The organism is Paenarthrobacter sp. TE4293 (assembly GCF_050435325.1).
Classification (GTDB): domain Bacteria; phylum Actinomycetota; class Actinomycetes; order Actinomycetales; family Micrococcaceae; genus Arthrobacter; species Arthrobacter nitroguajacolicus_C.
This window is the reverse complement of the sequence record NZ_JBNJRY010000002.1, coordinates 203,396-228,474: the sequence shown is the minus strand read 5'-3', so window position 1 is coordinate 228,474 and position 25,079 is coordinate 203,396. Positions and strand designations below refer to the sequence as shown.

Here is a 25,079-nt window from a genome sequence, read left to right as displayed (position 1 = left end):
CGATGCCGGCGAATGACGTCGATTGGCATGCACTCGAAGAGGCGGCAAAGCAGGCCATGAGCCATGCATACGCGCCGTACTCCAAGTTCCCGGTGGGGGCTGCAGCCCTCACCGAGGACGGCCGGATCGTGACCGGCTGCAACGTGGAGAACGCCAGCTACGGGCTGACCCTCTGCGCCGAATGTGCTCTGGTGGGCCAGCTTCACATGACCGGCGGCGGCAGGCTCGCCGCATTCTATTGCGTGGATGGCCAAGGCAACATCCTGATGCCGTGCGGGCGCTGCCGCCAGCTCCTGTACGAATTCCGGGCGCCCGGAATGCAGCTCATGACCACGCAGGGCATCAAAACCATGGACCAGGTGCTGCCTGACGCCTTTGGTCCCGAAAACCTGGAGGAAACCACGTGACCAGCACTGAAGCGTTCGACGCCGTCCAGATCATTTCCATCAAACGGGACAAAGGCACGCTCACTCCTGAGCAGATCGACTGGACCATCGACGCCTACACCCGCGGCGTCATTGCAGAAGAACAGATGGCCGCGCTCAACATGGCCATCCTCCTGAACGGAATGGACCGTGCGGAGATATCGCAATGGACGTCAGCGATGATCGCCTCGGGGGAGCGGATGGACTTTTCGTCCCTGACAAGGCCCGACGGCGGCATGAAGGCTACCAGCGACAAGCACTCCACCGGGGGTGTCGGGGATAAGATCACGCTGCCGCTGGCACCATTGGTGGCTGTCTTCGGCGTTGCGGTACCGCAGCTCTCGGGCCGCGGACTGGGCCACACCGGCGGCACGCTGGACAAGCTCGAAGCCATCCCCGGCTGGCGGGCCAATCTGAGCAACGACGAGATCATGGCGCAGCTGCAGGACGTTGGCGCCGTCATTTGCGCGGCAGGCTCCGGGCTGGCTCCAGCCGACAAGAAACTGTATGCGCTGCGCGACGTCACGGGCACGGTGGAAGCCATCCCCCTGATCGCGTCGTCGATCATGAGCAAGAAGATCGCCGAAGGCACGGGCTCGTTGGTGCTGGACGTCAAGGTGGGCTCCGGCGCTTTCATGAAGGATGAGGCCCGCGCCCGCGAGCTTGCCGAGACCATGGTGGCCCTGGGCAAGGACGCGGGTGTGCACACCGTTGCGCTGATTACGGACATGTCCACGCCGCTCGGATTGACGGCCGGAAACGCGATCGAAGTCGAGGAGTCCGTGGAGGTCCTCGCGGGCGGCGGTCCGGAAGACGTCGTCGAACTGACCATCCGCCTGGCTGAAGAGATGCTGGCAGGTGCCGGCATCCACGACGCCGATCCGGCGGCGGCGCTGAAGGACGGGCGCGCCATGGATGTGTGGAACCGGATGATCGCAGCCCAAGGCGGAGACCCGCGGGCTGAGCTTCCGGTGGCGAAGGATTCCGAGGTCATTTACGCTCCCGCGGACGGTGTCCTGGTGGAATTGGACGCGCTGTCGGTTGGTGTTGCTGCCTGGCGCCTCGGCGCTGGCCGGGCACGCAAGGAAGATCAGGTCCAGGCCGGTGCCGGTGTGCGGCTGCACGCAAAGCCCGGCGCGCTGGTCCGGGCCGGTGAGCCGTTGATGACCCTCCTGACGGATACTCCGGAAAAGTTCGACCGGGCCAAGGAAGCGCTCCAGGACGCCGTGGTGATCGCCCCTGAGGGTTCACGCCCGGCGCATCAGCTCATCATCGACCGCATCGCCTAGGCTTAAGTGTTCCGGGCGGTCCTACACGGGACGGTCCGGAACACCAAGCCATCCGGCACCTGCGGGGAGCCGGCTACGTTAAGGAATTCGTGCAGGGCATCAACGATTTCATCCTCGCCGCGGCAGGGCAGCCATGGGTCTTGTTCCTGGTGCTTGCCTGCTGCGTGATCGATGGCTTCTTCCCGCCCATCCCCAGCGAATCCGTCGTCGTGGGCCTCAGCGCCGTCTCAGGCAGCAGCGGCTCACCGAACGTATGGTTGCTGGGCCTCATGGCCGCCCTGGGAGCGTTTTCCGGCGACAACATCGCATACATCATCGGCCACCGCATTGGTATCCAGCGGTGGCGTTGGATGAGGACCCAGCGCATGCAGGGCGCCTTCCGCTGGGCAGGCAACGAACTCCGACGACGGTCGGCCTCGCTCATCATGGTGGCCCGCTTTATCCCCATCGGCAGGGTGGCCGTCAACCTGACGGCCGGTGCAACCCACTTCAACCATCGGCGCTTTGTGGCCCTGACCGCCATGTCCGCTGTCTTGTGGGCGAGCTATTCGGTTGTCCTCGGGTACTTCTTCGGGGTTTGGTTCGAACACAACCACCTGCTGGGTGCCGTCATCGCGATAGTTGTCGCCGTGATCCTGGGCGTCATCATCGACCGCATCATCAGCCGGGTCCGTGGATCCGTGCCCCTGGACCGGAAAAACATTCCCGGGGAAGAGGTCCCGCCTCCACCCACGGTATGACGCCGGGGGCTCCGCAAGATCAGTCCCGCGGTTGACGACGGAACCGCCACAGCGCCAGTAGCGTTATACGTGTGATCCCAAGGCTGGGGCGTAGCGAACGACGTCCTGGCCGTGGGACACTAAGAGCGACTTTGGTCACAGTGTCAAGTCATATTCGTCTAGGAGCTACCACCGCGTGGAGTCTTTGAACCAAATGCTCGAGCATGCAGCCGGGCAGCCATGGATTTACCCGGTACTCCTGGTGTTCTTCTTCATTGACGGATTTGCCACCATCCTGCCCAGTGAAACAGCCATTGTGGGGCTTTCAGCGCTGTCCCTTCACAGCGGAGAGCCCAACCTGTGGATCCTCGGAACAACGGCCCTTATCGGTGCGATGGCCGGCGACAACATGGCGTACATGCTGGGCCGGAAAATTGGCCTCACCCGTTGGAAGTGGATGCGCCGTCCCAAGGTCCAGAAGATGTTTGCCTGGGCACAGTATGAGCTGGACAAGCGCGGCGCGGTCCTCATTTTCACGGCCCGCTACATCCCCTGGGGACGCGTGGCCGTGAACTACGTGGCCGGACAAACCGGATTCCGCCACCGGACGTTCTTCCTCTTGGATGCCTTCGCTTGTGTCACCTGGGTGGGCTACTCCATCGGCATCGGGCTCCTCGCCGGACAGTGGGTACACAACAACCCGCTGCTGGGTGTGGGCATCGCTGTGGCGTTCGCCGTGGTTCTCGGCATCGTGGTGGACCACGCATTGCGTTGGTGGCATAAGCACCTTGAGAAGAAGGACCACGCCAAAGAGGCCGCTGCCGGCAACGAAGCGGCGGTGGATCCCGCCGAAAAGGCGATTGCCGGCGTCGACCTCTCCAAGCCGGCAGGCTAGACACGCCCTGGGCGGTGGTGGGGACTACAGTTGATACGTGACTGAGCCCATACTTGACGCCGCCCCTGCCCTCGACTTCGACCTGAAAAGCCTCCCCAAGGTTTCTCTCCATGACCATCTGGACGGGGGCCTCCGTCCAGCCACCATCATCGAGCTTGCTGAAGCGGTCGGCCACACGCTGCCGTCCACCGACGCTGTTGCACTGGGTGAATGGTTCCGCGAGTCCGCCGACTCCGGCTCGCTGGTCCGCTACCTTGAAACGTTCGACCACACCATTGCTGTCATGCAGACCAAGGAAGGCCTGTTCAGGGTCGCCAAGGAATTCGTGGAAGACCTTGCCGAGGACGGAGTGGTGTACGGCGAAGTCCGCTGGGCACCGGAGCAGCACCTGCAGAAGGGCCTCACCCTCGACGAGGTCGTGGAAGCCGTCCAGACCGGTCTGGAGGCCGGTGTCGACGCTGCTGAGGAGCGCGGCCAGCAAATCCAGGTCGGCCAGCTCATCACCGCCATGCGCCACGCTGACCGTGGCCAGGAGATCGCAGAGCTCGCCGTCCGCCACCGCGCCAACGGTGCTGTCGGGTTCGACATCGCGGGTGCCGAAGATGGGTTCCTGCCCTCCCGTTTCAAGGACGCTTTCACCTATCTCGCTGAAAACAACTTCCCGGCCACCGTCCACGCAGGTGAGGCGGCAGGCCTCGAGAGCATCCAGTCCGCTTTGGTTGACGGCCGTGCCCTGCGCCTCGGCCATGGCGTGCGCATCGCCGAGGACATCTCGGTGGAGTTCGAGGACAACTCCGACGACGACGGCGAAGACACCATCGGCATGGTGACCATTGGCAGCGTGGCCGCGTGGGTGCGCGACCGTGGAATCGCCCTGGAGATCTGCCCGTCGTCCAACTTGCAGACCGGCGCCATTTCCGGCTTCGGCGAGGGCATCGAAAGCCACCCCGTGGACATGCTGTTCCAGCTCGGTTTCAACGTCACCATCAACACCGACAACCGCCTTATGAGTGGTGTCACCCTGACGGATGAGTTCGAGCTGCTCGTGGAAACCTTCGACTACGACCTCGATGACCTGCTTGAACTGACGCTCAACGCCGCCGAAGCTGCCTTCCTGCCGCTGGACGAGCGCGAAGCCCTGGTCGAGTACATCAACGATGCCTACGCCAACCTCGGCTAACGATCCTGGTCTCCCTGACCGGGCTTGCGAGGTTGGGGAGCTGCTGGGGACGATCGCTGCGCTGCGTGAACACTGCCCTTGGATGGGCGCGCTGACGCACGAGTCCCTGGTGGAATACCTGATCGAAGAAGCCTATGAAGTCGTGGATTCGATCGAGGCCGGTGACTCCCCGGTGAGGGACCACGAGCTCCGCGGCGAGCTGGGTGATGTACTGCTTCAGGTAGTACTCCACGCCCGGCTCGCCGAGGAGCGCGGCAGCTTCGATTTCGCCGACGTGGTGCGCAGCATCAACGCCAAGATGGTCCGGCGAAACCAGCACGTCTTCAAGGCCGATGGTTCCCTGCGGGAGACTTTCCCGGCCAGCGTCGAAGAAATCATCGTCAAGTGGGATGCCGCCAAACGTGCGGAGAAGCCCGGGCGGCAGGACCCTTTCGAGGGCATTCCGCCGCACCTTCCCGCGTTGGCGGCCGCACAGAAATCCTTGGACAGGGCAGCCCGCGCAGGGTTGACGGTTGACGCGCACTGCCCCGCGGCCGCAGTCGGACTTCCTGTCAGCCCGGCTTCGGAAGAAGCGCTGGGTGGGCTGTTGCTCGCCATCGTCGCGGACGCCAGGGAACAGGGCTTTGACGCCGAGCGGGCACTCCGTGCAGCCGTTCGATCGTTCCAGAACAGCCAGGCGCAGCCTTCATGACGTGAGCCGTTGGAAGCCGTGCCGTAACCTAAGCCACTCTCGACTACGCTAGTAGCGACGAGGACGTTGAGAATTTCCCTCCACATTCCTGTAATTCGCCCATAAGGAGCACATCCATGGCGCTTATCGATGCCATCCACGCACGCGAGATCCTTGATTCCCGCGGAAACCCGACCGTAGAAGTTGAGGTCCTGCTCTCCGACGGCCAGATCGGCCGCGCAGCAGTTCCCTCCGGTGCCTCCACCGGCGAGCACGAAGCCGTTGAGCTTCGCGACGGCGACAAGGGCCGTTACCTCGGCAAGGGTGTCCAGAAGGCCGTTGACGCCGTCATCGACGAGATCTCCCCGGCCCTGATTGGTTTCGACGCCACTGACCAGCGCAGCATTGACCAGGCCATGATCGACCTGGACGGCACCCCCAACAAGGGCAAGCTGGGCGCCAACGCCATTCTGGGCGTTTCCCTGGCCGTCGCCAACGCTGCAGCAGCCTCGGCCGACCTGCCGCTGTACAAGTACCTGGGCGGCCCGAACGCCCACGTCCTGCCGGTTCCGCTGATGAACATCCTCAACGGTGGCTCGCACGCGGACTCCGACGTGGACATCCAGGAATTCATGATCGCCCCGATCGGTGCCGAGACCTTCTCCGAAGGCCTGCGCTGGGGCGTTGAGGTCTACCACAACCTCAAGGCTGTCCTCCAGGAAAAGGGCCTCTCCACGGGCCTCGGCGATGAGGGTGGCTTCGCCCCCAACCTGCCGTCCAACCGCGCTGCACTGGACCTGATCCAGGAAGCCATCAAGAACGCCGGCTACACCCCGGGCACAGACATCGCCCTGGCACTGGACGTTGCATCCTCCGAGTTCTTCAAGGACGGTGCCTACCAGTTCGAGGGCAAGGCACTTTCTGCCACCGAGATGAGTGCCTACTACGCTGGGCTCGTTGCGGACTACCCGCTGGTTTCCATCGAGGACCCGCTGGACGAGAACGACTGGGAAGGCTGGAAGACCCTCACCGACACCATCGGCGACAAGGTCCAGCTGGTGGGCGACGACCTCTTCGTCACCAACCCGGTCCGCCTGCAGCAGGGCATCGATTCTGCTACGGCCAACTCCCTCCTGGTCAAGGTCAACCAGATCGGTTCCCTGACCGAGACGCTGGACGCCGTTTCCCTGGCCCAGCGCTCCGGTTACACCACCATCACCTCGCACCGCTCCGGCGAAACCGAGGACACCACCATTGCTGACATCGCCGTTGCCACCAACGCGGGCCAGATCAAGACCGGTGCCCCGGCCCGCTCCGAGCGCGTCGCAAAGTACAACCAGCTGCTGCGCATCGAGGAAGAACTCGACGACGCCGCACGTTACGCCGGCCGCAGCGCGTTCCCGCGTTTCAAGGGCTAGCCTTCAGCGAAAACCGGTAACCGGTGGCTATGGTGGAATGACCATGGCCGCCGGTTCCGTTTAACGCTGGCATGGTCAGAACAGCAAGCGCAGCAACCCGCCAGGCAAGCACCGGGCATTACAGGAGTGTCATGGCCACCCGTCGTCCAAAGGTCCCCAGGGCCGACGCCCTCGGCAGCCACTCCAGTGCAGGCCGCCCCTCCAGCGACACCCGCGCCGCCGGAGCCGGTCCTCGAACTGCCCCCAAGGGCACCGCCGACGCAGGGGCGATGGGCCACGGTTCCAACGGCGGCGATGTCATCAAGGCCGAGTTTGGCGGCACACGCACCGCCGCAAAACCCTCGACGCCGGCAGAGGGCGCCAACGCGCCTGCCGCCGCCCGGGGGGCCGCCGCTCCGAAGAATACGGCGGCCGGTAAGACGCCCTCTGCCAAGACCACAGCAGGCAGGTCCACGGCAGGCAAGTCCACGGCAGGCAAGACACCTGCCGGCAAGGCCCCGGCCAGCAAGTCCGCGGCCAAGGATGACCACGACCTTGACCCCGTACCGGCCAAGGCCTTTTCCGGCAGGATGCTGGCGCTGGCCGTGGTAATGATTGCCATCACCATCATGCTTGCGCCGACAGTGAAGATCTTCCTGGAGAAACGCGCCGAAATTTCCGCGCTGGAGGCTGAGATCGCCGGCCGGAAAGCCGAGCAAACCGAGCTCAACAAGCAGCTTTCCCGATGGCAGGATCCCAACTACGTGAAACAGCAGGCCCGCGACCGCATTAACATGGTTATGCCGGGTGAAACGGGTTACTGGGTGTTTGGGGGAGAAGAAGCCGCCGGCACGCCGGGTGGCCGCACCGGCTCCGGATCGTCTGCAAACCCGGAGAACCTGCCTTGGGTGGATGCCCTCTGGGAGTCAATCAGACGATCGGCAACTGACTAGACGCGGTGCCCGCCGCCGTCGTGTCCGCACGGGACACGGCACCAAGGGCAGGAAGGGTGGCAGCGCAAGTGGAAGAGAACACGGCAGCCGTGCCGCAGGAATCCCGCCAGCCATCAGCACACGATCTTGAGGTCCTGAGCCGCCAGCTCGGTCGACCGGTCCGGGACGTCGTTGAGATCCCCGCACGCTGCGTGTGCGGCAACCCGTTGGTGGCGGCCACCGCTCCGCGGCTTAGCAACGGAACACCGTTTCCCACCACGTTCTACCTGACCCACCCGGTGATTACCTCCGCGGTATCGCGGCTGGAAGCGGGCGGGCTCATGAACCGGATGAACGACCGCCTGACCGCAGACCACGATCTGGCCGACGCCTACCAGGGCGCCCACGAGGCCTACCTGCAGGCCCGTAACGACATCGCCGACCGGTCCGGAACGGGCGCTGTGCCCGAAATCGACGGCATCTCGGCCGGCGGCATGCCCACCCGCGTGAAGTGCCTGCATGTCTTGGTGGGCCACTCGTTGGCAGCAGGGCCGGGAGTGAACCCGCTGGGGGACGAGGCACTGGACGCCATCACCGAATGGTGGACCAAGGACCGCTGCTACTGCGACGGCGCCTGGGACACTGCGGGCGAGGCTCCTTCCAGGGACCTCAGCCGGCACGGCCCGCAGGGGTTGCCGGACATCGTGGGGCGCCCCGCGCCGGTGCGGAAATCGAAGACGGAAACCCCAAGCCACCAGGAAGGCACTGCATGAGCCGCGTGGCAGCAATTGACTGCGGAACCAACTCGATCCGCCTCCTGATCGCCGATGCTGCGGCGGACGGCGCACCGGGCCCCTTGGCCGACGTCGTTCGTGAAATGCGTGTGGTTCGCCTTGGCCAAGGTGTCGACGCAACGGGAGAACTGGCCCCCGAGGCTTTGGAACGCACGTTCGCAGCGACGCGTGACTACGCCGAGTTGATCAGAGTCCACGGCGCCGGGCGCGTCCGTTTTGCGGCCACGTCCGCAACCCGCGACGCCCGTAACCGCCAGGTTTTCGTTGACGGCATCCGGGACCTGCTGGGTGTTGAACCTGAAGTCATTTCCGGTGACGAGGAAGCTGCGCTGTCCTTCGCCGGTGCCAGCAGCGTCCTGCCGGCGACGGGCGAGGACCCCATCCTGGTGGTGGACCTCGGCGGCGGCAGCACCGAGTTTGTCCTGGGTGACTCCCACGGCGTGATCGCGGCCCGGTCGGTGGATATCGGCTGCGTGAGGCTCACTGAACGCCACCTTCGCAACGATCCCCCCACAGCCGCGCAGATCACCGCAGCAGAGGCCGACGTCGACGCCGCACTTGACCTTGCCGCGCAAACGGTCCCGCTTGACCGCGCCACAGCTGTGGTGGGCGTGGCAGGTTCCATCACCACCATCACGGCACACGCGCTGGGCTTGAGCGAATACCAGCCGGACCGGATCCACGGTGCGTCCCTGGATCTCGAAACCATCAGTGATGCCTGCACCAGCCTGCTGGAAATGACGCGGGACGAGCGCGCAACGCTTCCCTACATGCACCCGGGCCGCGTGGACGTCATCGGCGCAGGTGCACTGGTGTGGCGCCGTATCCTGGAGCGCCTGGCCAGCGTCAGCGATGGCAGGATCGCTGCGGCAGTCTCCAGCGAGCATGACATCCTCGACGGCATTGCGCTGAGCATCCGGGACGCCGAATGACGTTGCCTTTCCGCCGCACGCTCTCCGCCGCCCTGGCCGCGGCATTGGCAGGCGGAGCGCTTGCGGGTGCGTTGTTGACGGCTCCTGCGGCCTCCGCGGATGCCTGGCGCGATAAGGAGTTCTGGCTGAAGGAAACGGGAGTCACCAACGCCTGGCAGGTTTCCAAAGGCACCGGAGTCAAGGTTGCCATCATCGACAGCGGCATTGACGGAAACCACCCGGACCTGAAAGGCGCGGTGGTGGGCGGGACCGACGTGTCGGGGGCCGGGGCACCCAACGGGCAGAAGAGCATCGGCGCCAAGACCGAGCATGGCACCCTGGTGGCCACGATGCTGGCCGGCCGCGGCCACACGACCCCGACGGCGTCGCCCTCACCGACGGCATCGGCAACTCCACCGGGGCCCCCCACCGTACCGCCGGCCGGGGGACCGGACGGGATTACCGGCGTCGCGCCTGAAGCGGAGATCCTTGCGGTCTCAACCTGGCTCGGCTCACCCAACCCGGGTGGAAAAACGGACCAGGAGCAAATTCCGGATGCCGTTCGCTGGGCGGTGGACAATGGCGCCAAGGTCATCAACATCTCCCTGGGCAGCACTTCGCCGGACTGGCCGCAGAGCTGGGACGCAGCATTCCTCTATGCGGAGCAGAAGGATGTAGTGATCGTCGCCGCGGCGGGCAACCGTGTGGGCGGCAACGTGCAGGTCGGCGCCCCGGCGACCATTCCGGGCGTCCTGACGGTTGCCGGACTTGACGGTGAGGGGCGCGCCAGCGTGGACTCCTCGTCCCAGGGCATCAGTATCGGCGTAGCGGCACCGGCCGAGAAGCTGGTGGGCGGCATTCCCGGGGGCGGGTATGCCGAGTGGGCGGGCACGTCCGGTGCTGCCCCCATCGTTTCCGGCGTGGCGGCCCTCATCCGGTCCAAGTGGCCGGAGATGAGCGCCACCCAGGTCATCAACAGGATTGTCAGCACAGCCAAGGACGCGGGAGCTCCGGGCAAGGACCCCCTCTACGGTTACGGCATCCTCAACGCCGAGGCGGCCCTGAAGGAAGACGTGCCCGCCACCAGCAGCAATCCGCTGGGTTCCATTGCCGACTGGATCCGCGTCCACCGCCGCGGGGACTTCAGCACGCCGTCGCAGGCACCGGTGGCGAGTCCCACCAGTGCTGCACCGACGTTGGCCGATCCGACCGTCCCGGCTGCGAAGACGCCGGCGACCGTCGACGACGCACTGCCCGCCGCCGTCGTGCTGGGCTTCGGCGCCCTCTTCATAGCCTTGGTGACCGGTGCCGCGATTCAGTTGCGGAAGGTCTCCAAAAACCCTCCGGCTGTGCCCGAGGAGGCCGAAACAGGGGTGTTGGAAGCGGTTGATCCGCCCACCAAGAAGTAGTTAGTGAAGATTTTCACAAAGTACTGTACTCTGGACTCATGGCAACCACCCCAGAGCTCATTGACCGTCCCCGGGTTCTCGTCGTCGGCGGCGGCTACGTCGGCCTGTACGTAGCACTCAAACTGCAGAAGAAGATCGCGAACGCCGGTGGCATCGTCACCGTCGTTGATCCACTGCCGTACATGACCTACCAGCCCTTCCTCCCGGAAGTAGCCGGTGGCAACATCGAGGCACGCCACGCCGTCGTCTCCCACCGTCAGCACCTGAAGCAGACTGAGCTCATCCAGGGCCGCGTCACCAGCATCGACCACGCCAACCGCACCGCGGTCATCGCCCCGTCCGACGGCGGCGAAAACTTCGAAATCCCGTACTTCGACGTCGTCATCGCAGCAGGCGCCATCACCCGTACCTTCCCCATCAAGGGCCTCGCGGACAAGGGCATCGGCCTGAAGACCATCGAGGAAGCCGTTGCACTGCGCAACAAGGTGCTGGAGCGCATTGAAGCCGCTTCCACCATGACCGACCCCGCAGAGCGCGCCAAGGCCCTCACCTTCGTGGTTGTCGGTGGCGGCTTTGCCGGCATCGAGTGCCTCACCGAAATGGAAGACCTCGCCCGCGCCGCGGTCCGCAACAACCCGCGCATCCGCCAGGAAGAAATCCGCTTCATCCTGGTCGAAGCCATGGGTCGCATCATGCCCGAGGTCACCGCATCGCAGGCCGAGTGGGTCGTTGAGCACCTCCGCAGCCGCGGCATCGAAGTCCTGTTGAACACCTCCCTGGACAGCGCCGAGGGCAACCTCAAGCTGATCAACCTCCCGGACAAGACCCCGGCGCAGGAAGTTGAAGCTGACACCCTGGTGTGGGCTGCCGGTGTGCAGGCCAACCCGATGATCCGCTCCACGGACTTCCCGCTGGAACCCCGTGGCCGCGTCCGCGTCCTTCCGGACCTGCGCATCGCCGGCGACGAAGGCATCGTCGAGAACGCCTGGGCTGCCGGCGACATCGCCGCCGTGCCGGACCTCACGGGCAAGGGCCTGCCGGACGGTACTTGCGTACCCAACGCCCAGCACGCTCTCCGCCAGGCCAAGAAGCTCGCCAAGAACCTGTGGGCTTCCCGCTGGGACAAGCCGCTGCACGACTACAAGCACAAGAACCTTGGCGCTGTGGCCGGCTTCGGCGAGTGGAAGGGTGTCGCGAACATCAACCTGCTCGGCCGCATCGGCCTCAAGGGCGGCCTCGCCTGGCTGGCACACCGTGGCTACCACGGCATGGCCATGCCCACGGTTGAGCGCAAGTTCCGCGTGGTCTTCGGCTGGATCCTGGCCTTCTTCGCCGGCCGCGACACCACGCAGCTGATCGACCTCGACAACCCGCGCGGTGCCTTCGTTGCCGCGGCGACGCCGGCTCCCAAGCCTGCAGCTGCTCCGGCACCTGTTGAGGCCAAGCCTGCTGCCGAGGAAGCCAAGACTCCGGTAACTGCTGACGCCAAGTAGTACCCGCGCGACGGCGGCCACCTCCTTTCGGGGAAGTGGTCGCCGTCGGCGTTTAAGCAGGTGCGCCTGTGGCGCCCCTAGACTGTTGCCATGTCCGGTGAAACCGATCTGAAGACGCTCCTGGAATCGCTCCACCCCATAGCCCGCGACGGAGACTACGTGTACGCCCTATGGCCCCATGGCCGGCCATTGGAGGGTGGGATCGAAGCGGCGGTCCGCGAAGCGGAAGGCCTTACGGTGGTGCTTCGCCGGGACGAAGCCGACTCGTTGGGCCTCAGCTATGACTTCGTCGCCACGTGGATCACACTCCAGGTCCATTCGGCCCTTGAAGCAGTGGGGCTGACGGCCGCCGTAAGTGCAGCACTGACCCACGCCGGGATCAGCTGCAACGTCCTGGCTGGTTTCCACCACGACCATCTCTTGGTGCCGTCCGCCGATGCGGGCCGGGCCATGGATGTGCTCCGGCTCCTTGCGCGGGGCGTTGTCCTGCGGCCCGAGCGGCCGGAGGACCGCGAAGAGATCCTGGAACTGACTGCCCAGGCCTTCTCCATATCGCCGGTGACCGGTGAGCCCGTGGAAGGCACCCCGATTGAAGTTGGGCTGCTGCGCGAGCTGTTTGAATGCGACGAATACCTTCCGGAGTTCAGCATCGTGGCCGATATGGGCGGCGAGATCATAGGTTATGCCATCAGCACGCGGGGCTGGATCGGGGATCTGGAGCTCATTGCCCTGGGCCCCATCGGCGTGCTTCCTCCCTTCCAGAAGCGTGGCGTCGGTTCAGCACTGATGCGGGAGACGGCCGCCCGTGCCACTGCCGCAGGAGAGCCCGGCATTGCCCTGCTCGGCAGCCCCCTCTATTACCCCCGTTTCGGCTACGTGCCGGCAACGTCCCTGGGGGTGCAACCGCCCGAGCCGGTGTGGGGCGACCACTTCCAGTTACTGACGCTTCCGGGATGGCCCGACGGCGTCCGCGGCACCTTCCGCTATGCCGCGCCCTTCAACGGCCTGTAGCTGGGATACCATGGTGCGGGCGCCCCAGTAGCCCAATTGGCAGAGGCAGCGGACTTAAAATCCGCGTGTTGTGGGTTCGAGTCCCACCTGGGGCACAACAGCAGGTGAGAGCGTATTCTCCCTTCCGCTGTGCGTGTGACGTTCTCCGCGCAAATTCCCAGCCGGCTCGTAGATTCCCCACAGGCAACGAGTGTTATAGGGATGTGACCTGAATCACTTATGTTCGCCGGGCAATTGCACTAGTTTGAGTCTTAATCAGGAACACCTGAGTAATCGCATCAAAGGCAGTTCGCACCTTTCGATCGAGGAGACAACGCATGTTTGATCTTTCCCCAGCGGCGCCCCGAGCCGCCAAGCTAACAGCGCTTGGCATTGGGGTCGCTCTCTTGGCCACAGCCTGTGGTGGGTCGTCAACGCCCACGCAGACCGGGTCTTCATCCGCGACCTCCGCAGCGGGCATTTCATGCCCGGCGCCGAGCAGCGGGGCAGGAGCCGGCAACAGCCAGGCTGCCGCCACCACGGGACCTGTACCTCCCTCGACTACCACCACTGATACTCCACTGAAACTTGGATCGCTCCTGCCGACAACGGGGTCGCTGGCGTTCCTCGGCCCACCCGAAATTGCCGGCGTCAACCTCGGCATCAAGGAAGTCAACGACGCCGGCGGCGTCCTTGGCGCTCCGGTCTCGGTCGTTCACCGTGACTCCGGCGATACCAAGACGGATATCGCCACGCAGTCCACCACGGCGCTCCTCGGCCAGGGCGTCAGCGCTGTCATCGGCGCTGCATCTTCAGGCGTGTCCAAGACGGTCATCAACCAGATCACCGGCGCGGGAGTCATCCAGTTCTCGCCGGCAAACACGTCGCCCGACTTCACCACGTGGGACGACAAGGGCCTGTTCTGGCGTACCGCTCCCTCCGACGTCCTCCAGGGCAAGGTCCTGGGCAACTACATGGCCACCTGTGGCGCCCAGACCGTTGGCATGATCGTTCTGAACGACGCTTACGGAACCGGCCTCCAGAAGAACGTCAAGGAAGCCTTCGAGGCAGCCGGGGGCAAGGTCGTTGCTGAGGAACTCTTCAACGAAGGCGATTCCCAGTTCAGCAGCCAGGTAGACAAGGTCCTCGCGGCCAAGCCGGATGCCATCGCGCTGATCACCTTCGACCAGGCCAAGAGCATCGTCCCCCTGATCACCGGCAAGGGCATCAAGCCCACGCAGCTGTTCATGGTTGACGGCAACACCTCCGACTACAGCAAGGACTTCCAGGCCGGCACCATGAAGGGCGCACAGGGAACCATTCCCGGTACGTTCGCCAAGGACGACTTCAAGAAGAAGCTCCTCGCCATCGATCCCGCCCTGAAGGACTACAGCTACGCAGGCGAGTCCTACGACGCCGTGAACCTGATCTCCCTGGCTTCTGAGGCAGCCAAGAGCACCAAGGGCACGGAGATCGCAGCCAAGCTGAAGGAAGTCTCTGAAGGCGGCGAGAAGTGCACCAGCTTCGCTGCTTGTGTCACGCTCCTCCGCGAAGGCAAGGACATCGACTACGACGGCCAGTCCGGTCCGGTCACGTTCTCCGACGCAGGTGACCCCACCGAGGCGTACATCGGTATCTACGAATACCAGGACAACAACACCTACAAGCCGGTCCGTGAAGAGTTCGGCAAGCTCTAAGCCAAACGCAGCTTAGACCGCAGTCAGAACGGGCTCCCTTCCTCACGAGGAAGGGGGCCCGTTCTGCGTCAACCCCGTTCTGTGTCAGCCCCGTTGAGCGTCAACAAAGCTCCTCCACAGGCAGTGGACCTACCATGTCCACATGACGCCAACCCTCGAAGCCCGCTCCATCGCTGTAGTCATCAATGCCGGTTCTCGTAAAGGATCCGCAGTCCCTGCGTTGGTAACCCAGAGCCTTGCCAACGTGGAGCTCCCGGTCTCCGCGGTGTATACGGTGCCCGCGGGTGGGGACATCGGCCAGGTCCTCAAACAGGCTGTGAACGATGGCCATGATTTTTTGGTGGTGGGAGGAGGCGACGGAACGATTGCCTCCGCGGCCGGAATAGTAGCCGGTACCGACGTCGTGCTGGGTGTGCTGCCCTTGGGAACCGCCAATGACCTTGCCAGAACGCTGGAAATTCCCCGGGACCTGGGCGGCGCCTGCGCTGCCCTCGCCAACGGCAAAGTAGTGGATATCGACCTCGGACGGGCCAACGGCCGGCCCTTCCTCAATGTGGCGTCAGCGGGCCTGTCCGTAGCAGTCACCCAGACCCTCAATCCTCGCCTCAAACGGCTCGCAGGCCCACTGGCGTACGGCGTGGCTACCCTGCAGTCGTATGCGGGCCACCAGCCCTTCCACGCCCGCCTGGAGTTCCCCGAGGGTGACCACAAACCCGCGGAATTGGAGAACCTGCTTCAGGTGGCAGTGGGTAACGGAAGGTATTACGGCGGCGGCAACGCTGTCTCCCCGACGGCGGGGATCGACGATCACACCTTGGACATCTATGCGATCATGGCGGCGCCGCTAAGAGAGCAGCTAAAGATTGCGCGGTCATTCAAGAACGGCACATTTGTGGCGCACCCCAAGGTCTACCACCTGACCAGCCGGAATGTGCGGCTGGTGACCGATCCGCCGCTGCCGGTCAACCTCGACGGAGAGATTGCGACCAGCACACCCACGGACTTCACGGTTGAGCGTAATGCGGTGCATGTTGTGGTGCCGCGCCACAGCAGCAGCGCCACCTTTGAAGGGCGCGGCTGAAAACAGCGAAGGCCTGGTCCGGTGACACCGGACCAGGCCTTCGGGACTGACGGAGCTAGACCTCGTCCGCCAGGGTGCCCAGGTAGAGCTGGATGACCTTGGGGTCCTTCATGAGCTCACGGCCTGTGCCCGTGTAAGCGTCCTTGCCCTGGTCCAGGACATAGCCGCGGTCGCAGATCTGCAGGCAGCGCCGGGCATTCTGTTCCACCATGATCACCGAGACACCTGCGCGGTTGATCTCGTGGACCCTGAGGAAGGTCTCGTCCTGTTTGACGGGGGAGAGGCCTGCCGAGGGCTCGTCGAGGAGCAGTACAGCCGGATCCATCATGAGAGCCCTGCCCATGGCCACCATCTGGCGTTCACCGCCGGAAAGGGACCCTGCACGTTGCGCGCGTCGCTTTGCCAGCTCCGGGAAGAGACTGGTGACAAAGTCGAAGCGCTCCGCAAAGGCCTTGGGGCGCTGGAACATGCCCATCTGGAGGTTTTCTTCGATGGTCAGCGCAGCGAACACGTTATTGGTCTGCGGCACGAAGCCCACGCCTTGGGTAACCAGCTTGTTGGCTTTCAGCCCTGTGAGGTCCTGGCCCCGCACCACGACGGTGCCGGAGTGCACCTTCACCAGGCCGAACATGGCCTTCAGGAGTGTGGACTTACCGGCGCCGTTCGGGCCGATGATGCCAATCAACTCACCCTTGCGGGCCTCGATGCTGCAGCCGTTGAGGATGTTGACGCCGGGAATGTACCCGGCCACGAGGTTGGTGACTTTGACGACCGAATCTCCTGCCGAAGCATCTGCCGGAGCGGGCATTGCACTGGTGCTGCTCATTTCCCGTCCTCCTTCTTGGTTTCGACGATGTCGGACAAAATGCCGGCGTCTTCCGTACCCACTACCGATTCTTCATCGGCCTCGAGTTCTGCCTCGAGCACCTTGATGCCTTCAGCGTCGCCGAGGTCGACATCGTGGTGCGCGCCAAGGTAGGCGTCGATTACGGCCGGGTTCTTCATGACCTCGCCCGGAGGCCCTTCGGCCACCACCTTGCCTTCCGCCATGACCACTACCCAGTCCGCAATGTGCCGGACCATGTTCATGTCGTGCTCGACGAAGAGCACCGTCATGCCCTCCGCCTTGAGGTTCTTGATGTGGTCCAGCAGGGACTGCGTCAGCGCGGGGTTCACGCCGGCCATGGGCTCGTCGAGCATCACCAGCTTGGGCCGAACCATCAGGGACCGGGCCATCTCCAGGAGCTTACGCTGGCCACCCGAGAGGGAGGCAGCGTAGTCGTCCTTTTTGGCGTCCAGCTTGAACTTCTCCAACAGGAGGTTGGCTTGGGCCGTGATCTCTTTTTCGCGGCCTCCCCACATCCCTTTGAAGAGGGCCTTGGAAAGCCGTTCCCCGGGCTGGTCGGCCGCGCCGAGACGCATGTTTTCCATGACGGTCAGCTTGCCCATGACCTTTGTCAGCTGGAACGTGCGGACCATGCCCATCCGTGCCACCTTGTAGGAGGAGACGCCGGCCAGGCTGTTGCCTTCGAACTGCCACTTTCCCGTGTTGGGAGTGTCAAAGCCGGTGAGCAGGTTGAACAGCGTGGTCTTGCCTGCACCGTTGGGGCCGATCAAGGCCGTGATCTTGTGGCGCGGGATCTCAAGGTACTCCACGTCCACGGCGTTGATGCCGCCAAAGGACCGGGTGACATCCTCCGCCACCACGATGGGATCGCGCTTCTTGCAGCCGGGGGTATTTTCCCCGACGGCGATGGGCCGCGAATCGGTCATGTAGTCGATATTTTCGGTGTTGCGTTCGTTCGTCTCACTCATGCGAAAGCAAGCTCCTTCTTATTGCCGAAGACGCCTTGCGGGCGGAAGATCATCAGGAGCATCAGTGCGATGCCCACCAGGATGTAGCGCAGCTGGCCGGCCTGGACGGTGGTGAGCCACGTGATGACCCCTGATTCGATAAGGCCGTAGAGCAGGCTCTGGGTCAGTGACAGGACAACCCAGAAGATCATGGCTCCGATGACCGGCCCCAGAACGGTGGCCATGCCGCCGAGCAGCAGGCAGGTCCACAGGAAGAACGTTAGTTCAGTGCCGTAGTTGGACGGCTGGACAGCACCGCGGGGGAGCGTGAAGATCATGCCCGCCAAGGCGCCCAGCACACCACCGATGATCAGTGCCTGCATCTTGTAGGCATAAACGTTCTTGCCCAGCGAGCGGACAGCGTTCTCGTCTTCGCGGATGCCCTTCAGGACACGGCCCCAGGGGCTGCGCATGAGCAGCCACACCAGTACACAACAAACGATCACCAAGCCCCATCCCACAACGCGGATGAAGAAATCGCGGTTGTTCATGCCCATGTAGGACCCCTCGGGGAAGGGGTTCATGGCGTAGAACGTGTTTTCAAAGGCCGCCAAACCGTTGGCAGAGCCCGTGACCTTGGTGAGTTGGTTGGTCGTGACCACGTAACGGACAATTTCGGCCGCTGCGATGGTGACAATGGCCAGGTAATCGGCCCTCAGGCGGAGTGTGGGGATACCGAGGATGAAAGCGAAGATCACCGAACACAGGATGGAGATGATCAGGGCCAGGAAGAACGGCGCGTCAAACGTGAGGGTGGAGATGGCAAAACCATAGGCGCCCACCGCCATGAAGCCGGCCTGGCCGAAGTTCAGCAGGCCTGAGTAGCCGAAGTGCACCGCAAGGCCCAGAGCGGCAAGTGCGTACGCCGCCGTCGTCGGGCTGAATAATTCGCCAAGGGCGCTGGAGAAAATAAATCCGAAGTCCATGGCCCGCTCCTAACCCACACGCTCACGCCGGCCGAGGATACCCTGCGGTCGGAACAGAAGAACAACAATCATGATGAACAGCGCACCGACGTACTTGAGGTCGGCGGGAAGGCCGAACACGGTAGTCAGTTCCACGAAGATGCCGACGACGATCGAGCCGATCAAGGCACCGAAGACGGTTCCCAAACCACCGAGCGTGACGCCGGCGAAGATGAGAAGCAGGATCTGGGAGCCCATGTCGAAGGTGACGCCTGGGCGGTAGTAGGCCCACAGGATGCCACCGAGGGAGGCGAGGACGCCTCCGACGATCCACACGATGCGGATGACTGAGTCGACGTCGATGCCGGACGCAGCTGCCAGTGCGGGGTTGTCCGCCACGGCGCGGGTTGCCTTGCCGAGACGGGTCTTCAGCAGGACGATGCCGATCAGGGCGATCACCACGGCACTGATAACCAGTGACCAGAGGTTGTTCGGGGAGATGGACACAGGCCCGATCTGGATTTCCGCGCTTTGTGCGCCGGGCAATTGCTGGGTTGCGCCACCGAAGAAGAACTGGATGACGTAGCGGATGGCCAACGCGAGGCCGATGCTGACGATCATCATGGGGACCAGGCCCGAGCCGCGTTTTCTCAATGGACGCCAGAGCCCGGCGTCCTGGACGTAGCCGAAGAGCCCGCCACCTACCAGGGCAAGCAGGATGGCAAGCCAGAAGGGCAGCCCGAAGCCGTTGAACATGAAGACGAGGACAGCGCCCAGGGTCACCATTTCACCGTGGGCGAAGTTGGTCAGGCCTGTCGTTCCGAAGATCAGGGAGAGTCCGACGGAGGCGAGGGCAAGGAGGAGGCCGAAGCTCAGGCCCGCTACGAGGCGGTTGAGGAGGTTCTGGCCAAAGTCCTGTTGCTGCACCACGATGCCTTTACCGAAGGCGAAGATCACCGACAGGTTCGATGTCTGGCTGAACGTGACGTCGCGTGGATTGTCCTGGCCGTCAGCGAGTTTGATGCCATCCGGCAAGGTGGAGGTATCCAACTCAATGGTGTAGGTGCCCTGGACGGGAACGCCGATGCTCCATGCTCCGTTGGCGCCGGACGTGGCCTCGCCTTCAAAACCGTTGCCTGAAGCCTTGATTTTGACTCCGGGTATGGGGGCCCGGGCGTCGTCGCGGAGGAACCCGCTGATGTTGTTTTGGAAATTCGTCGCTGATGGCGAAGGCGATGGGGTGGTTGCCTCCGCCGCAGGGGCGGCGATCAACAGAACAGCGATGAGGGAAGCGAAAAGCGCCCCCACGACTCTCTGTAGTCCCTTGGACCGTCTGATGGACGGGTCGCGCAGTGTGCTTCTCAAAATGGAAACCTCCACAGTGGGGGTGGTCCCGGCTGCGCCATTGCAGCCGGTGCGAACGGTAAATGGGGCTTGTGAACAGTTCTTGCCTAGCTGCCTCGATTGTGATCTAAGTCACCCATGTGTGGCCTATGTTACCGCTCGCCGGACTGAATAAATGCCCAGTTCGGGGGTGCAAACATCGCGATCGGATAACAACTGTGAAGCTATGGGCAACCTGTGGTGAAGCTCCGCTTAAGTAAACCTTTGTTGTTTGAGGGTGTTTCTAAACGTTCGGACGGGTCCCCGCCGCTCCCACTCTTCCGTTTTCGTGTCACGGTTGCGTTTCGGCTGGGTGAACAAGGGAACTTTCCCTGCCCTGGACTCGTGGTAATTGGTACCGTGAACTATCACTTAGCCCTTTTTCAGGAGGACACCCGCAATGGCACTTGGCGGAAACCCAGTCTTCAACGGAAAGAATTTCCGTGGAGCAAAGCAGGCCCCGCCTGTACCGCAAAATCCCTACGGCCAGCAATTTAACACTGCAGGCCGGGCGCCCGGACAGGTCATGGACGGTCAAGCCGCATGGTCGGCCCAGCAGCAGAGCATGACCAGCGAGCAACTGCAGCAGATGTACAACCAGCCCGCTGCCGGCCCCGCCGACACCGGCCGTATGACCTATGACGACGTCATCATGAAGACCGTCGCCTGCCTCGTGGTCCTGGTGCTCGGTGCCGGCGTCACGCTGTTCGTGGCTCCCGGACTGTCGACCATGCTGATGATCGTTGGTGCGCTGGGCGGATTCGTTCTTGCCCTGGTCAACACCTTCAAGAAGCAGCCTTCACCGGCCCTGATCCTTGCTTATGCCGGACTTGAGGGCCTGTTCCTCGGTGGCCTCACCCGCATCCTCGATGGGATGTACCCCGGGGTCGGCCTCCAGGCCGTCATCGGAACCCTGGCAGTCTTCGGCGTCACGCTGGTGCTGTTCAGGAGCGGCAAGGTCCGCGCCACTCCCAAGATGGTGCGATTCTTCATGATCGCCACCATCGGCTACGCGGTCTTCGCCCTGATCAATATGGTCATGATGTGGACCGGCGCTGTGCAGGAGCCCTTCGGCTTGCGGACCAGCATGACGATTGCGGGCATCCCGCTCGGTGTCTTCATCGGTATCCTGGCCATCGGGCTGGCAGCCTTCTCGCTGATCATGGACTTCACCAGCATCGAGGAAGGCGTTCGTGCAGGCGCACCGGAACGCTACTCCTGGGTCGCAGCTTTCGGCCTGACGGTCACCCTGGTGTGGCTGTACGTCGAAATCATTCGACTGCTGGCCATCCTGCGAGGCGACGACTAGCAACGAACAGAAAGCCCCGAAGATTCGTCTTCGGGGCTTTTTGTGTCTTCGAGCGGGGATCCCGGCTGAAAGGGCAAAGAGCCGGGATCCGCCCCCTCGCGTCAGTTCAGCCGGGCAGGCTAGCGCAGCCGCTCGAAAACCACGGCCATTCCCTGCCCGCCGCCAACGCACAAGGTGGCCAGCCCCAGTGTTCCATCGCGTTCCTTCAGCCCGTTCAGCAGCGTGCTGGTCATCCGCGCCCCGGTCATGCCAAAGGGGTGTCCCAGGGCGATGGCGCCCCCGTGGACATTGAGCTTGGCGGGGTCGATGCCCAGTTCCCGTGCACTCGCCACGACCTGCACGGCGAAGGCTTCGTTCAGTTCCACGAGGTCGATGTCGTCCATGGTCAGCCCGGCCAGCGCCAGGGCACGCCGGGTCGACTCAACGGGGCCCATGCCCATGAGTTCGGGGGAGAGGGCGCTCACTCCCGTGGACACCACCCGGGCGAGGGGTTCGAGGCCCAATTCGCGGGCGCGTGTATCGCTCATGACCACTATGGCGGCGGCTCCGTCGTTGAGTGGGCACGCATTGCCGGCGGTGACTGTCCCCTCGGAACGGAAAACGGGCTGTAATGCGGAGACAGCCTCGAGCGTGACGCCGGCGCGGGGAGAATCGTCCTTATCCACCACGACCCCGTCCTTGCGGGTGTACGGAGTGATATCCCGGCGGTAGAACCCGGAGGCGATGGCTGCCTCGGCGCGGTTCTGGCTCAGGACGCCCCATTCATCCTGTTCAGCTTTGCTGATGCCGTACGTGGTGGCCACGTTCTCTGCGGTCTGGCCCATGGAGATGTAGATGTCCGGAAGCCGGCCACCCAACCGGGGGTCGGTCCACGGAATGTTGGATGCCGCACGGGCTGCCGTACGTTGCGCCGCCGCATTGAAGAGCGGGTTGTGGTTGGCGGAGTCCGTTTCGCCGGCGCCCGCCCAGTCCTGGTATCGGGAGACGCTCTCCACTCCCGCGGAGACGATCGCGCTGGCTTCCCCGGATCTGATGGCGTGGAAGGCCATCCTCAGGGTTTGCAGGCTCGAGGCACAGAAGCGGTTGATGGTGGCCGCCGGCACCTGGTCCAACCCGGCGAGGACGGCAACCACCCGTGCCATGTTGGAACCGGCTTCCCCGCTGGGTTCAGCGCAGCCCAGCAGGAGATCGTCCAGGCCCTGCCCTTCCCCGGCTCCGGGATCAAACCCGGGAAGCTTGGCAAGGGCGGCCTGCACCATGGCGGTGGCGAGGTCGTCGGGGCGTTCGTCCTTGAGGGAGCCCTTGAAGGCCCGTCCAATCGGGCTTCTGGCAGTGGAAACAATGACAGCCTCAGTCATGGGCACAGCTTACGCCCGCCGCCTGTTGATCAGGCCAGACGGCGGGCGCCTGCCGCCGGGGTCACCGTAAAGATGTCAGGTGCCGTGAAGCCGGCCCCGGCGAAGGAGCGTACGACGGCGTCCCGCACCTGCTGCTCCTGGCCCACCGGGGTCAAGGCGATGGCTGAGCCGCCGAACCCGCCGCCGGTCATGCGGGCGCCGATGGCACCGTTGGCCCGCGAGGTGTCCACCGCGAGGTCAAGTTCAGGGCAGGAGATCTCAAAATCGTCGCGCATGGAAACATGGCTCGCATCCAGCAGGGCGCCAATGCTGGCGGGCCCTTGGCTGGCCAGGACTTCCACTGTCTGCAGCACGCGGTCATTTTCGGTGACAACGTGGCGGACGCGCTTCAGCGTGGTTTCATCCAGCAGGCCGGAAGCTTCCTCCAAGCGTTCCACACCGACGTCGCGCAGTGCTGTGACGCCCAGGATCTCGGCACCCAACTCGCAGGAGGCGCGGCGTGACGCGTAACCGCCGTCGGCATGCGAGTGTGACACCTTGGTGTCAATGACCAGCAGGACCAGCCCTGAAGCTTCGGCGTCGAACGGGACCAGGTCCACGTGTTGATCGCGGCAATCCAGGAACACGGCATGTCCCTTGGCGCCGCGGAGGGAAGCTGATTGGTCCATGATGCCGGTGGGTGCGCCGACGTACACGTTTTCGGCCCGCTGGGTGGCGAGCACCAGGTCTTCGGCAGTGAAACCGGCGCCGGTCAACTCGTTGAGTGCAGAGATGACCGCGCATTCGATGGCGTGGGACGACGAAAGGCCGGCGCCAAGGGGTACATCGGAGTCAAGCAGCAAGTCGAAGCCCGGCACGTCAATACCGCGCTCCTTCAAAGCCCAGGCAACACCGAGCGGGTAGCGGGACCAGCCTGCTCCAGAGCCCGGCTCCAGATCTGAAAGGTCGGCCTCCACCAGCCCGTGCCCGCCGAAGGTGGACAACAAGCGCACCGTGGAGTCGCCGCGGAGGCGCAACGCCACCTTGGCCGTCCTGTCGATGGCGAAGGGCAGGACGAAGCCCTCGTTGTAGTCCGTGTGCTCACCGATCAGGTTGACGCGTCCCGGCGCCTGCCACACGCCGTCGGGAGTTGCACCGAACGTTTCCTCGAAGCGGGCGGCGAGGACGCCGGACTCGGTGGTGGTTGTCATGCTCGGGTGCCTTCCAGGGTCTTGGTGGAAGCCGGCGCTGCGGCGACGCTGCGGAGGCGCTCCGCCACGGCTTCCGGGGTGGTGTCGTTGATGAACGCTCCCATGGCGGCCTCTGAGCCGGCAAGGTACTTGAGCTTATCGGCCGCGCGGCGGGGAGAGGTCAACTGCAAGTGAAGCTGACCCGCAGGACGAAGGGCCGGATCCAACGGGGCTTGGTGCCATGCGGAGATGTACGGCATGGGGGTGGGGTAGAGGGCGTCGAGGCGCTTGAGCAGGTCAAGGTAGACGTGGGAAAGCTCATCTCGTTCCGCCCCCGTCAGCGCGGCGAGGTCCGGGACGCTGCGGTGGGGAACGAGATGGATTTCCAAGGGCCAGCGCGCGGCGAAGGGAACGTAGGCGCTGAAGTGTTCGGCCTCCAGCACCATGCGGCTGCCGTCTTCGCGTTCGGCCCTCAGGAGCGAGGCGGCGAGCGTCTCCTTCGCGTCGACGTCGTCGTAATACTTCCGGGCGACAGCACCGAGCTGGGCGGCGCGCGGTGTGACGTAGGGGTAGGCGTAGATCTGGCCGTGTGGGTGGTGCAAAGTGACACCGATGTCGGCGCCGCGGTTCTCGAACGGGAACACCTGCCTGATGCCCGGCAGTGCGCTGAGCGCTTCTGTCCGCTGCGCCCAGGCTTCGATGACCGTCCGGGCGCGTGTTTCGCCAAGCTCAGCGAAGGAGCCGGTGTGCCGGGGGGTAAAGGCAACCACTTCGCAGCGTCCGTACGCGGGGCCGGACGTGCCGTGTCCGCTGCTGCCCGGCCCGGGAAGTGGGGGAATGTCGCCCACAGCTGGGCCCAGAGAGGGGAAGCGGTTCTCGAACACCACGACGTCGTAGTCCGAAGCCGGGATCTCCGATGGGTTCGCCGCGGTGGTCGGGCAAATGGGGCACTGGTCTGCGGGAGGCAGGTGCGTCCGTGCCTGGCGGTGGGCGGCGACGGCCACCCAGTCACCCGAAAGGGCATCGTACCTGACTTCGCCGGGCTCGCCACGGGCCGGAAGGTGGCGGTGGTCCACCAACAATTCCGGTGTCCGCTCCGGAGTTCCGGGGTCATCGAAGTAGATCAGCTCTCGGCTGTCCGCAAGGCGGGTGCTGGTGATGCGACTCATGAATCCATTATTCCACGAGTGACCAAAAACGCATAGTTTCTAACAAAAGC

General features: G+C 64.1%; 23 protein-coding genes and 1 tRNA gene. 17 read left to right on the top strand and 7 right to left on the bottom strand.

Going from position 1 to position 25,079, the window contains the following annotated elements; genetic code table 11:
• The first annotated feature begins 2 nt into the window (after positions 1 to 2).
• From QF015_RS04420 to QF015_RS04345, 16 genes are all read left to right on the top strand, one after another.
• The gene (locus QF015_RS04420; RefSeq protein WP_429387299.1) at positions 3 to 407 is read left to right on the top strand and encodes a cytidine deaminase; all 405 of its coding nucleotides are present in this window, start codon (positions 3 to 5) and stop codon (positions 405 to 407) included.
• Positions 404 to 1,714: a thymidine phosphorylase gene (locus QF015_RS04415; protein WP_429387296.1), complete on the top strand. Its 1,311-nt coding sequence runs from the start codon at positions 404 to 406 to the stop codon at positions 1,712 to 1,714. The genes QF015_RS04420 and QF015_RS04415 overlap by 4 nt, the downstream gene beginning before the upstream one ends.
• Before the next feature lie 89 nt (positions 1,715 to 1,803).
• Positions 1,804 to 2,454, top strand: a complete 651-nt coding sequence (locus QF015_RS04410; protein ID WP_429387294.1) for a DedA family protein — start codon at positions 1,804 to 1,806, stop codon at positions 2,452 to 2,454.
• A 193-nt stretch (positions 2,455 to 2,647) separates the two neighbouring features.
• Entirely contained in the window at positions 2,648 to 3,328 is a 681-nt protein-coding gene (locus tag QF015_RS04405) for a DedA family protein (RefSeq protein ID WP_310202465.1), read from the top strand.
• Between the two features lie 37 nt (positions 3,329 to 3,365).
• Entirely contained in the window at positions 3,366 to 4,508 is a 1,143-nt protein-coding gene (locus tag QF015_RS04400) for an adenosine deaminase (RefSeq protein WP_310201772.1), read from the top strand.
• Complete coding sequence (locus tag QF015_RS04395) at positions 4,486 to 5,199, top strand: MazG nucleotide pyrophosphohydrolase domain-containing protein (protein ID WP_429387292.1); 714 nt, start codon at positions 4,486 to 4,488, stop codon at positions 5,197 to 5,199. Before QF015_RS04400 ends, QF015_RS04395 begins: the two co-directional genes overlap by 23 nt.
• Before the next feature lie 116 nt (positions 5,200 to 5,315).
• Complete coding sequence (gene eno, locus QF015_RS04390) at positions 5,316 to 6,596, top strand: phosphopyruvate hydratase (RefSeq protein WP_429387289.1); 1,281 nt, start codon at positions 5,316 to 5,318, stop codon at positions 6,594 to 6,596.
• Positions 6,597 to 6,727: 131 nt separating this feature from the next.
• The gene (locus QF015_RS04385; RefSeq protein WP_429387287.1) at positions 6,728 to 7,528 is read left to right on the top strand and encodes a septum formation initiator family protein; all 801 of its coding nucleotides are present in this window, start codon (positions 6,728 to 6,730) and stop codon (positions 7,526 to 7,528) included.
• Positions 7,529 to 7,596: 68 nt separating this feature from the next.
• On the top strand, positions 7,597 to 8,280 hold the full coding sequence (locus QF015_RS04380) for a DUF501 domain-containing protein (protein WP_310201764.1): 684 nt from the start codon (positions 7,597 to 7,599) through the stop codon (positions 8,278 to 8,280).
• Positions 8,277 to 9,233 (top strand): Ppx/GppA phosphatase family protein, encoded by a 957-nt coding sequence (locus QF015_RS04375; protein WP_310201762.1) that lies wholly within the window; start codon positions 8,277 to 8,279, stop codon positions 9,231 to 9,233. The genes QF015_RS04380 and QF015_RS04375 overlap by 4 nt, the downstream gene beginning before the upstream one ends.
• Positions 9,230 to 10,621, top strand: a complete 1,392-nt coding sequence (locus QF015_RS04370; protein ID WP_429387285.1) for a S8 family serine peptidase — start codon at positions 9,230 to 9,232, stop codon at positions 10,619 to 10,621. The genes QF015_RS04375 and QF015_RS04370 overlap by 4 nt, the downstream gene beginning before the upstream one ends.
• A 38-nt stretch (positions 10,622 to 10,659) precedes the next feature.
• A complete protein-coding gene (locus QF015_RS04365; protein ID WP_310201758.1) occupies positions 10,660 to 12,114 on the top strand; it encodes an NAD(P)/FAD-dependent oxidoreductase in 1,455 nt (484 codons plus the stop codon).
• A gap of 90 nt (positions 12,115 to 12,204) precedes the next feature.
• A complete protein-coding gene (locus QF015_RS04360; RefSeq protein WP_429387283.1) occupies positions 12,205 to 13,125 on the top strand; it encodes an N-acetyltransferase in 921 nt (306 codons plus the stop codon).
• A 21-nt stretch (positions 13,126 to 13,146) separates the two neighbouring features.
• A tRNA-Leu gene (locus QF015_RS04355) sits at positions 13,147 to 13,220 on the top strand.
• Between the two features lie 222 nt (positions 13,221 to 13,442).
• On the top strand, positions 13,443 to 14,801 hold the full coding sequence (locus tag QF015_RS04350; protein WP_310201754.1) for an ABC transporter substrate-binding protein: 1,359 nt from the start codon (positions 13,443 to 13,445) through the stop codon (positions 14,799 to 14,801).
• Between the two features lie 142 nt (positions 14,802 to 14,943).
• Positions 14,944 to 15,882, top strand: coding sequence for a lipid kinase (locus QF015_RS04345; RefSeq protein ID WP_429387280.1), 939 nt, complete (start codon positions 14,944 to 14,946; stop codon positions 15,880 to 15,882).
• A gap of 55 nt (positions 15,883 to 15,937) precedes the next feature.
• Here the strand turns inward: QF015_RS04345 and QF015_RS04340 are convergent, their stop codons facing one another.
• The 4 genes from QF015_RS04340 to QF015_RS04325 are packed head-to-tail and all read right to left on the bottom strand — an operon-like array spanning position 15,938 to position 19,949.
• A complete protein-coding gene (locus QF015_RS04340; protein ID WP_310201750.1) occupies positions 15,938 to 16,708 on the bottom strand; it encodes an ABC transporter ATP-binding protein in 771 nt (256 codons plus the stop codon).
• A complete protein-coding gene (locus tag QF015_RS04335) occupies positions 16,705 to 17,697 on the bottom strand; it encodes an ABC transporter ATP-binding protein (RefSeq protein ID WP_310201748.1) in 993 nt (330 codons plus the stop codon). The genes QF015_RS04340 and QF015_RS04335 overlap by 4 nt, the downstream gene beginning before the upstream one ends.
• Positions 17,694 to 18,662: a branched-chain amino acid ABC transporter permease gene (locus QF015_RS04330; protein ID WP_310201747.1), complete on the bottom strand. Its 969-nt coding sequence runs from the start codon at positions 18,660 to 18,662 to the stop codon at positions 17,694 to 17,696. The genes QF015_RS04335 and QF015_RS04330 overlap by 4 nt, the downstream gene beginning before the upstream one ends.
• Positions 18,663 to 18,671: 9 nt before the next feature.
• Entirely contained in the window at positions 18,672 to 19,949 is a 1,278-nt protein-coding gene (locus QF015_RS04325) for a branched-chain amino acid ABC transporter permease (RefSeq protein WP_310201745.1), read from the bottom strand.
• Positions 19,950 to 20,424: 475 nt separating this feature from the next.
• Between QF015_RS04325 and QF015_RS04320 the strand changes: the two genes are divergently transcribed.
• Positions 20,425 to 21,333 (top strand): Bax inhibitor-1/YccA family protein, encoded by a 909-nt coding sequence (locus tag QF015_RS04320; RefSeq protein WP_429387275.1) that lies wholly within the window; start codon positions 20,425 to 20,427, stop codon positions 21,331 to 21,333.
• A gap of 119 nt (positions 21,334 to 21,452) precedes the next feature.
• Here the strand turns inward: QF015_RS04320 and QF015_RS04315 are convergent, their stop codons facing one another.
• The 3 genes from QF015_RS04315 to galT are packed head-to-tail and all read right to left on the bottom strand — an operon-like array spanning position 21,453 to position 25,029.
• Positions 21,453 to 22,691 carry an acetyl-CoA C-acetyltransferase gene (locus QF015_RS04315; protein ID WP_310201741.1) on the bottom strand — a complete coding sequence of 413 codons (1,239 nt, stop codon included), beginning with the start codon at positions 22,689 to 22,691 and terminating at the stop codon, positions 21,453 to 21,455.
• Between the two features lie 29 nt (positions 22,692 to 22,720).
• Positions 22,721 to 23,881 carry a galactokinase gene (gene galK / locus QF015_RS04310; RefSeq protein ID WP_429387272.1) on the bottom strand — a complete coding sequence of 387 codons (1,161 nt, stop codon included), beginning with the start codon at positions 23,879 to 23,881 and terminating at the stop codon, positions 22,721 to 22,723.
• Complete coding sequence (gene galT / locus QF015_RS04305; protein ID WP_429387271.1) at positions 23,878 to 25,029, bottom strand: galactose-1-phosphate uridylyltransferase; 1,152 nt, start codon at positions 25,027 to 25,029, stop codon at positions 23,878 to 23,880. The genes galK and galT overlap by 4 nt, the downstream gene beginning before the upstream one ends.
• Between the last annotated feature and the right edge of the window lie 50 nt (positions 25,030 to 25,079).

Coding starts and splice junctions, on each gene's coding strand:
- galK (WP_429387272.1), bottom strand. CDS start 23,881: ATGACAACCACCACCGAGTCCGGCGTCCTCGCCGCCCGCTTCGAGGAA.
- QF015_RS04315 (WP_310201741.1), bottom strand. CDS start 22,691: ATGACTGAGGCTGTCATTGTTTCCACTGCCAGAAGCCCGATTGGACGG.
- eno (WP_429387289.1), top strand. CDS start 5,316: ATGGCGCTTATCGATGCCATCCACGCACGCGAGATCCTTGATTCCCGC.
- QF015_RS04335 (WP_310201748.1), bottom strand. CDS start 17,697: ATGAGTGAGACGAACGAACGCAACACCGAAAATATCGACTACATGACC.
- QF015_RS04395 (WP_429387292.1), top strand. CDS start 4,486: ATGCCTACGCCAACCTCGGCTAACGATCCTGGTCTCCCTGACCGGGCT.
- QF015_RS04360 (WP_429387283.1), top strand. CDS start 12,205: ATGTCCGGTGAAACCGATCTGAAGACGCTCCTGGAATCGCTCCACCCC.
- QF015_RS04385 (WP_429387287.1), top strand. CDS start 6,728: ATGGCCACCCGTCGTCCAAAGGTCCCCAGGGCCGACGCCCTCGGCAGC.
- QF015_RS04320 (WP_429387275.1), top strand. CDS start 20,425: ATGGCACTTGGCGGAAACCCAGTCTTCAACGGAAAGAATTTCCGTGGA.
- QF015_RS04340 (WP_310201750.1), bottom strand. CDS start 16,708: ATGAGCAGCACCAGTGCAATGCCCGCTCCGGCAGATGCTTCGGCAGGA.
- QF015_RS04365 (WP_310201758.1), top strand. CDS start 10,660: ATGGCAACCACCCCAGAGCTCATTGACCGTCCCCGGGTTCTCGTCGTC.
- QF015_RS04375 (WP_310201762.1), top strand. CDS start 8,277: ATGAGCCGCGTGGCAGCAATTGACTGCGGAACCAACTCGATCCGCCTC.
- QF015_RS04370 (WP_429387285.1), top strand. CDS start 9,230: ATGACGTTGCCTTTCCGCCGCACGCTCTCCGCCGCCCTGGCCGCGGCA.
- galT (WP_429387271.1), bottom strand. CDS start 25,029: ATGAGTCGCATCACCAGCACCCGCCTTGCGGACAGCCGAGAGCTGATC.
- QF015_RS04420 (WP_429387299.1), top strand. CDS start 3: ATGCCGGCGAATGACGTCGATTGGCATGCACTCGAAGAGGCGGCAAAG.
- QF015_RS04350 (WP_310201754.1), top strand. CDS start 13,443: ATGTTTGATCTTTCCCCAGCGGCGCCCCGAGCCGCCAAGCTAACAGCG.
- QF015_RS04345 (WP_429387280.1), top strand. CDS start 14,944: ATGACGCCAACCCTCGAAGCCCGCTCCATCGCTGTAGTCATCAATGCC.
- QF015_RS04330 (WP_310201747.1), bottom strand. CDS start 18,662: ATGGACTTCGGATTTATTTTCTCCAGCGCCCTTGGCGAATTATTCAGC.
- QF015_RS04405 (WP_310202465.1), top strand. CDS start 2,648: ATGCTCGAGCATGCAGCCGGGCAGCCATGGATTTACCCGGTACTCCTG.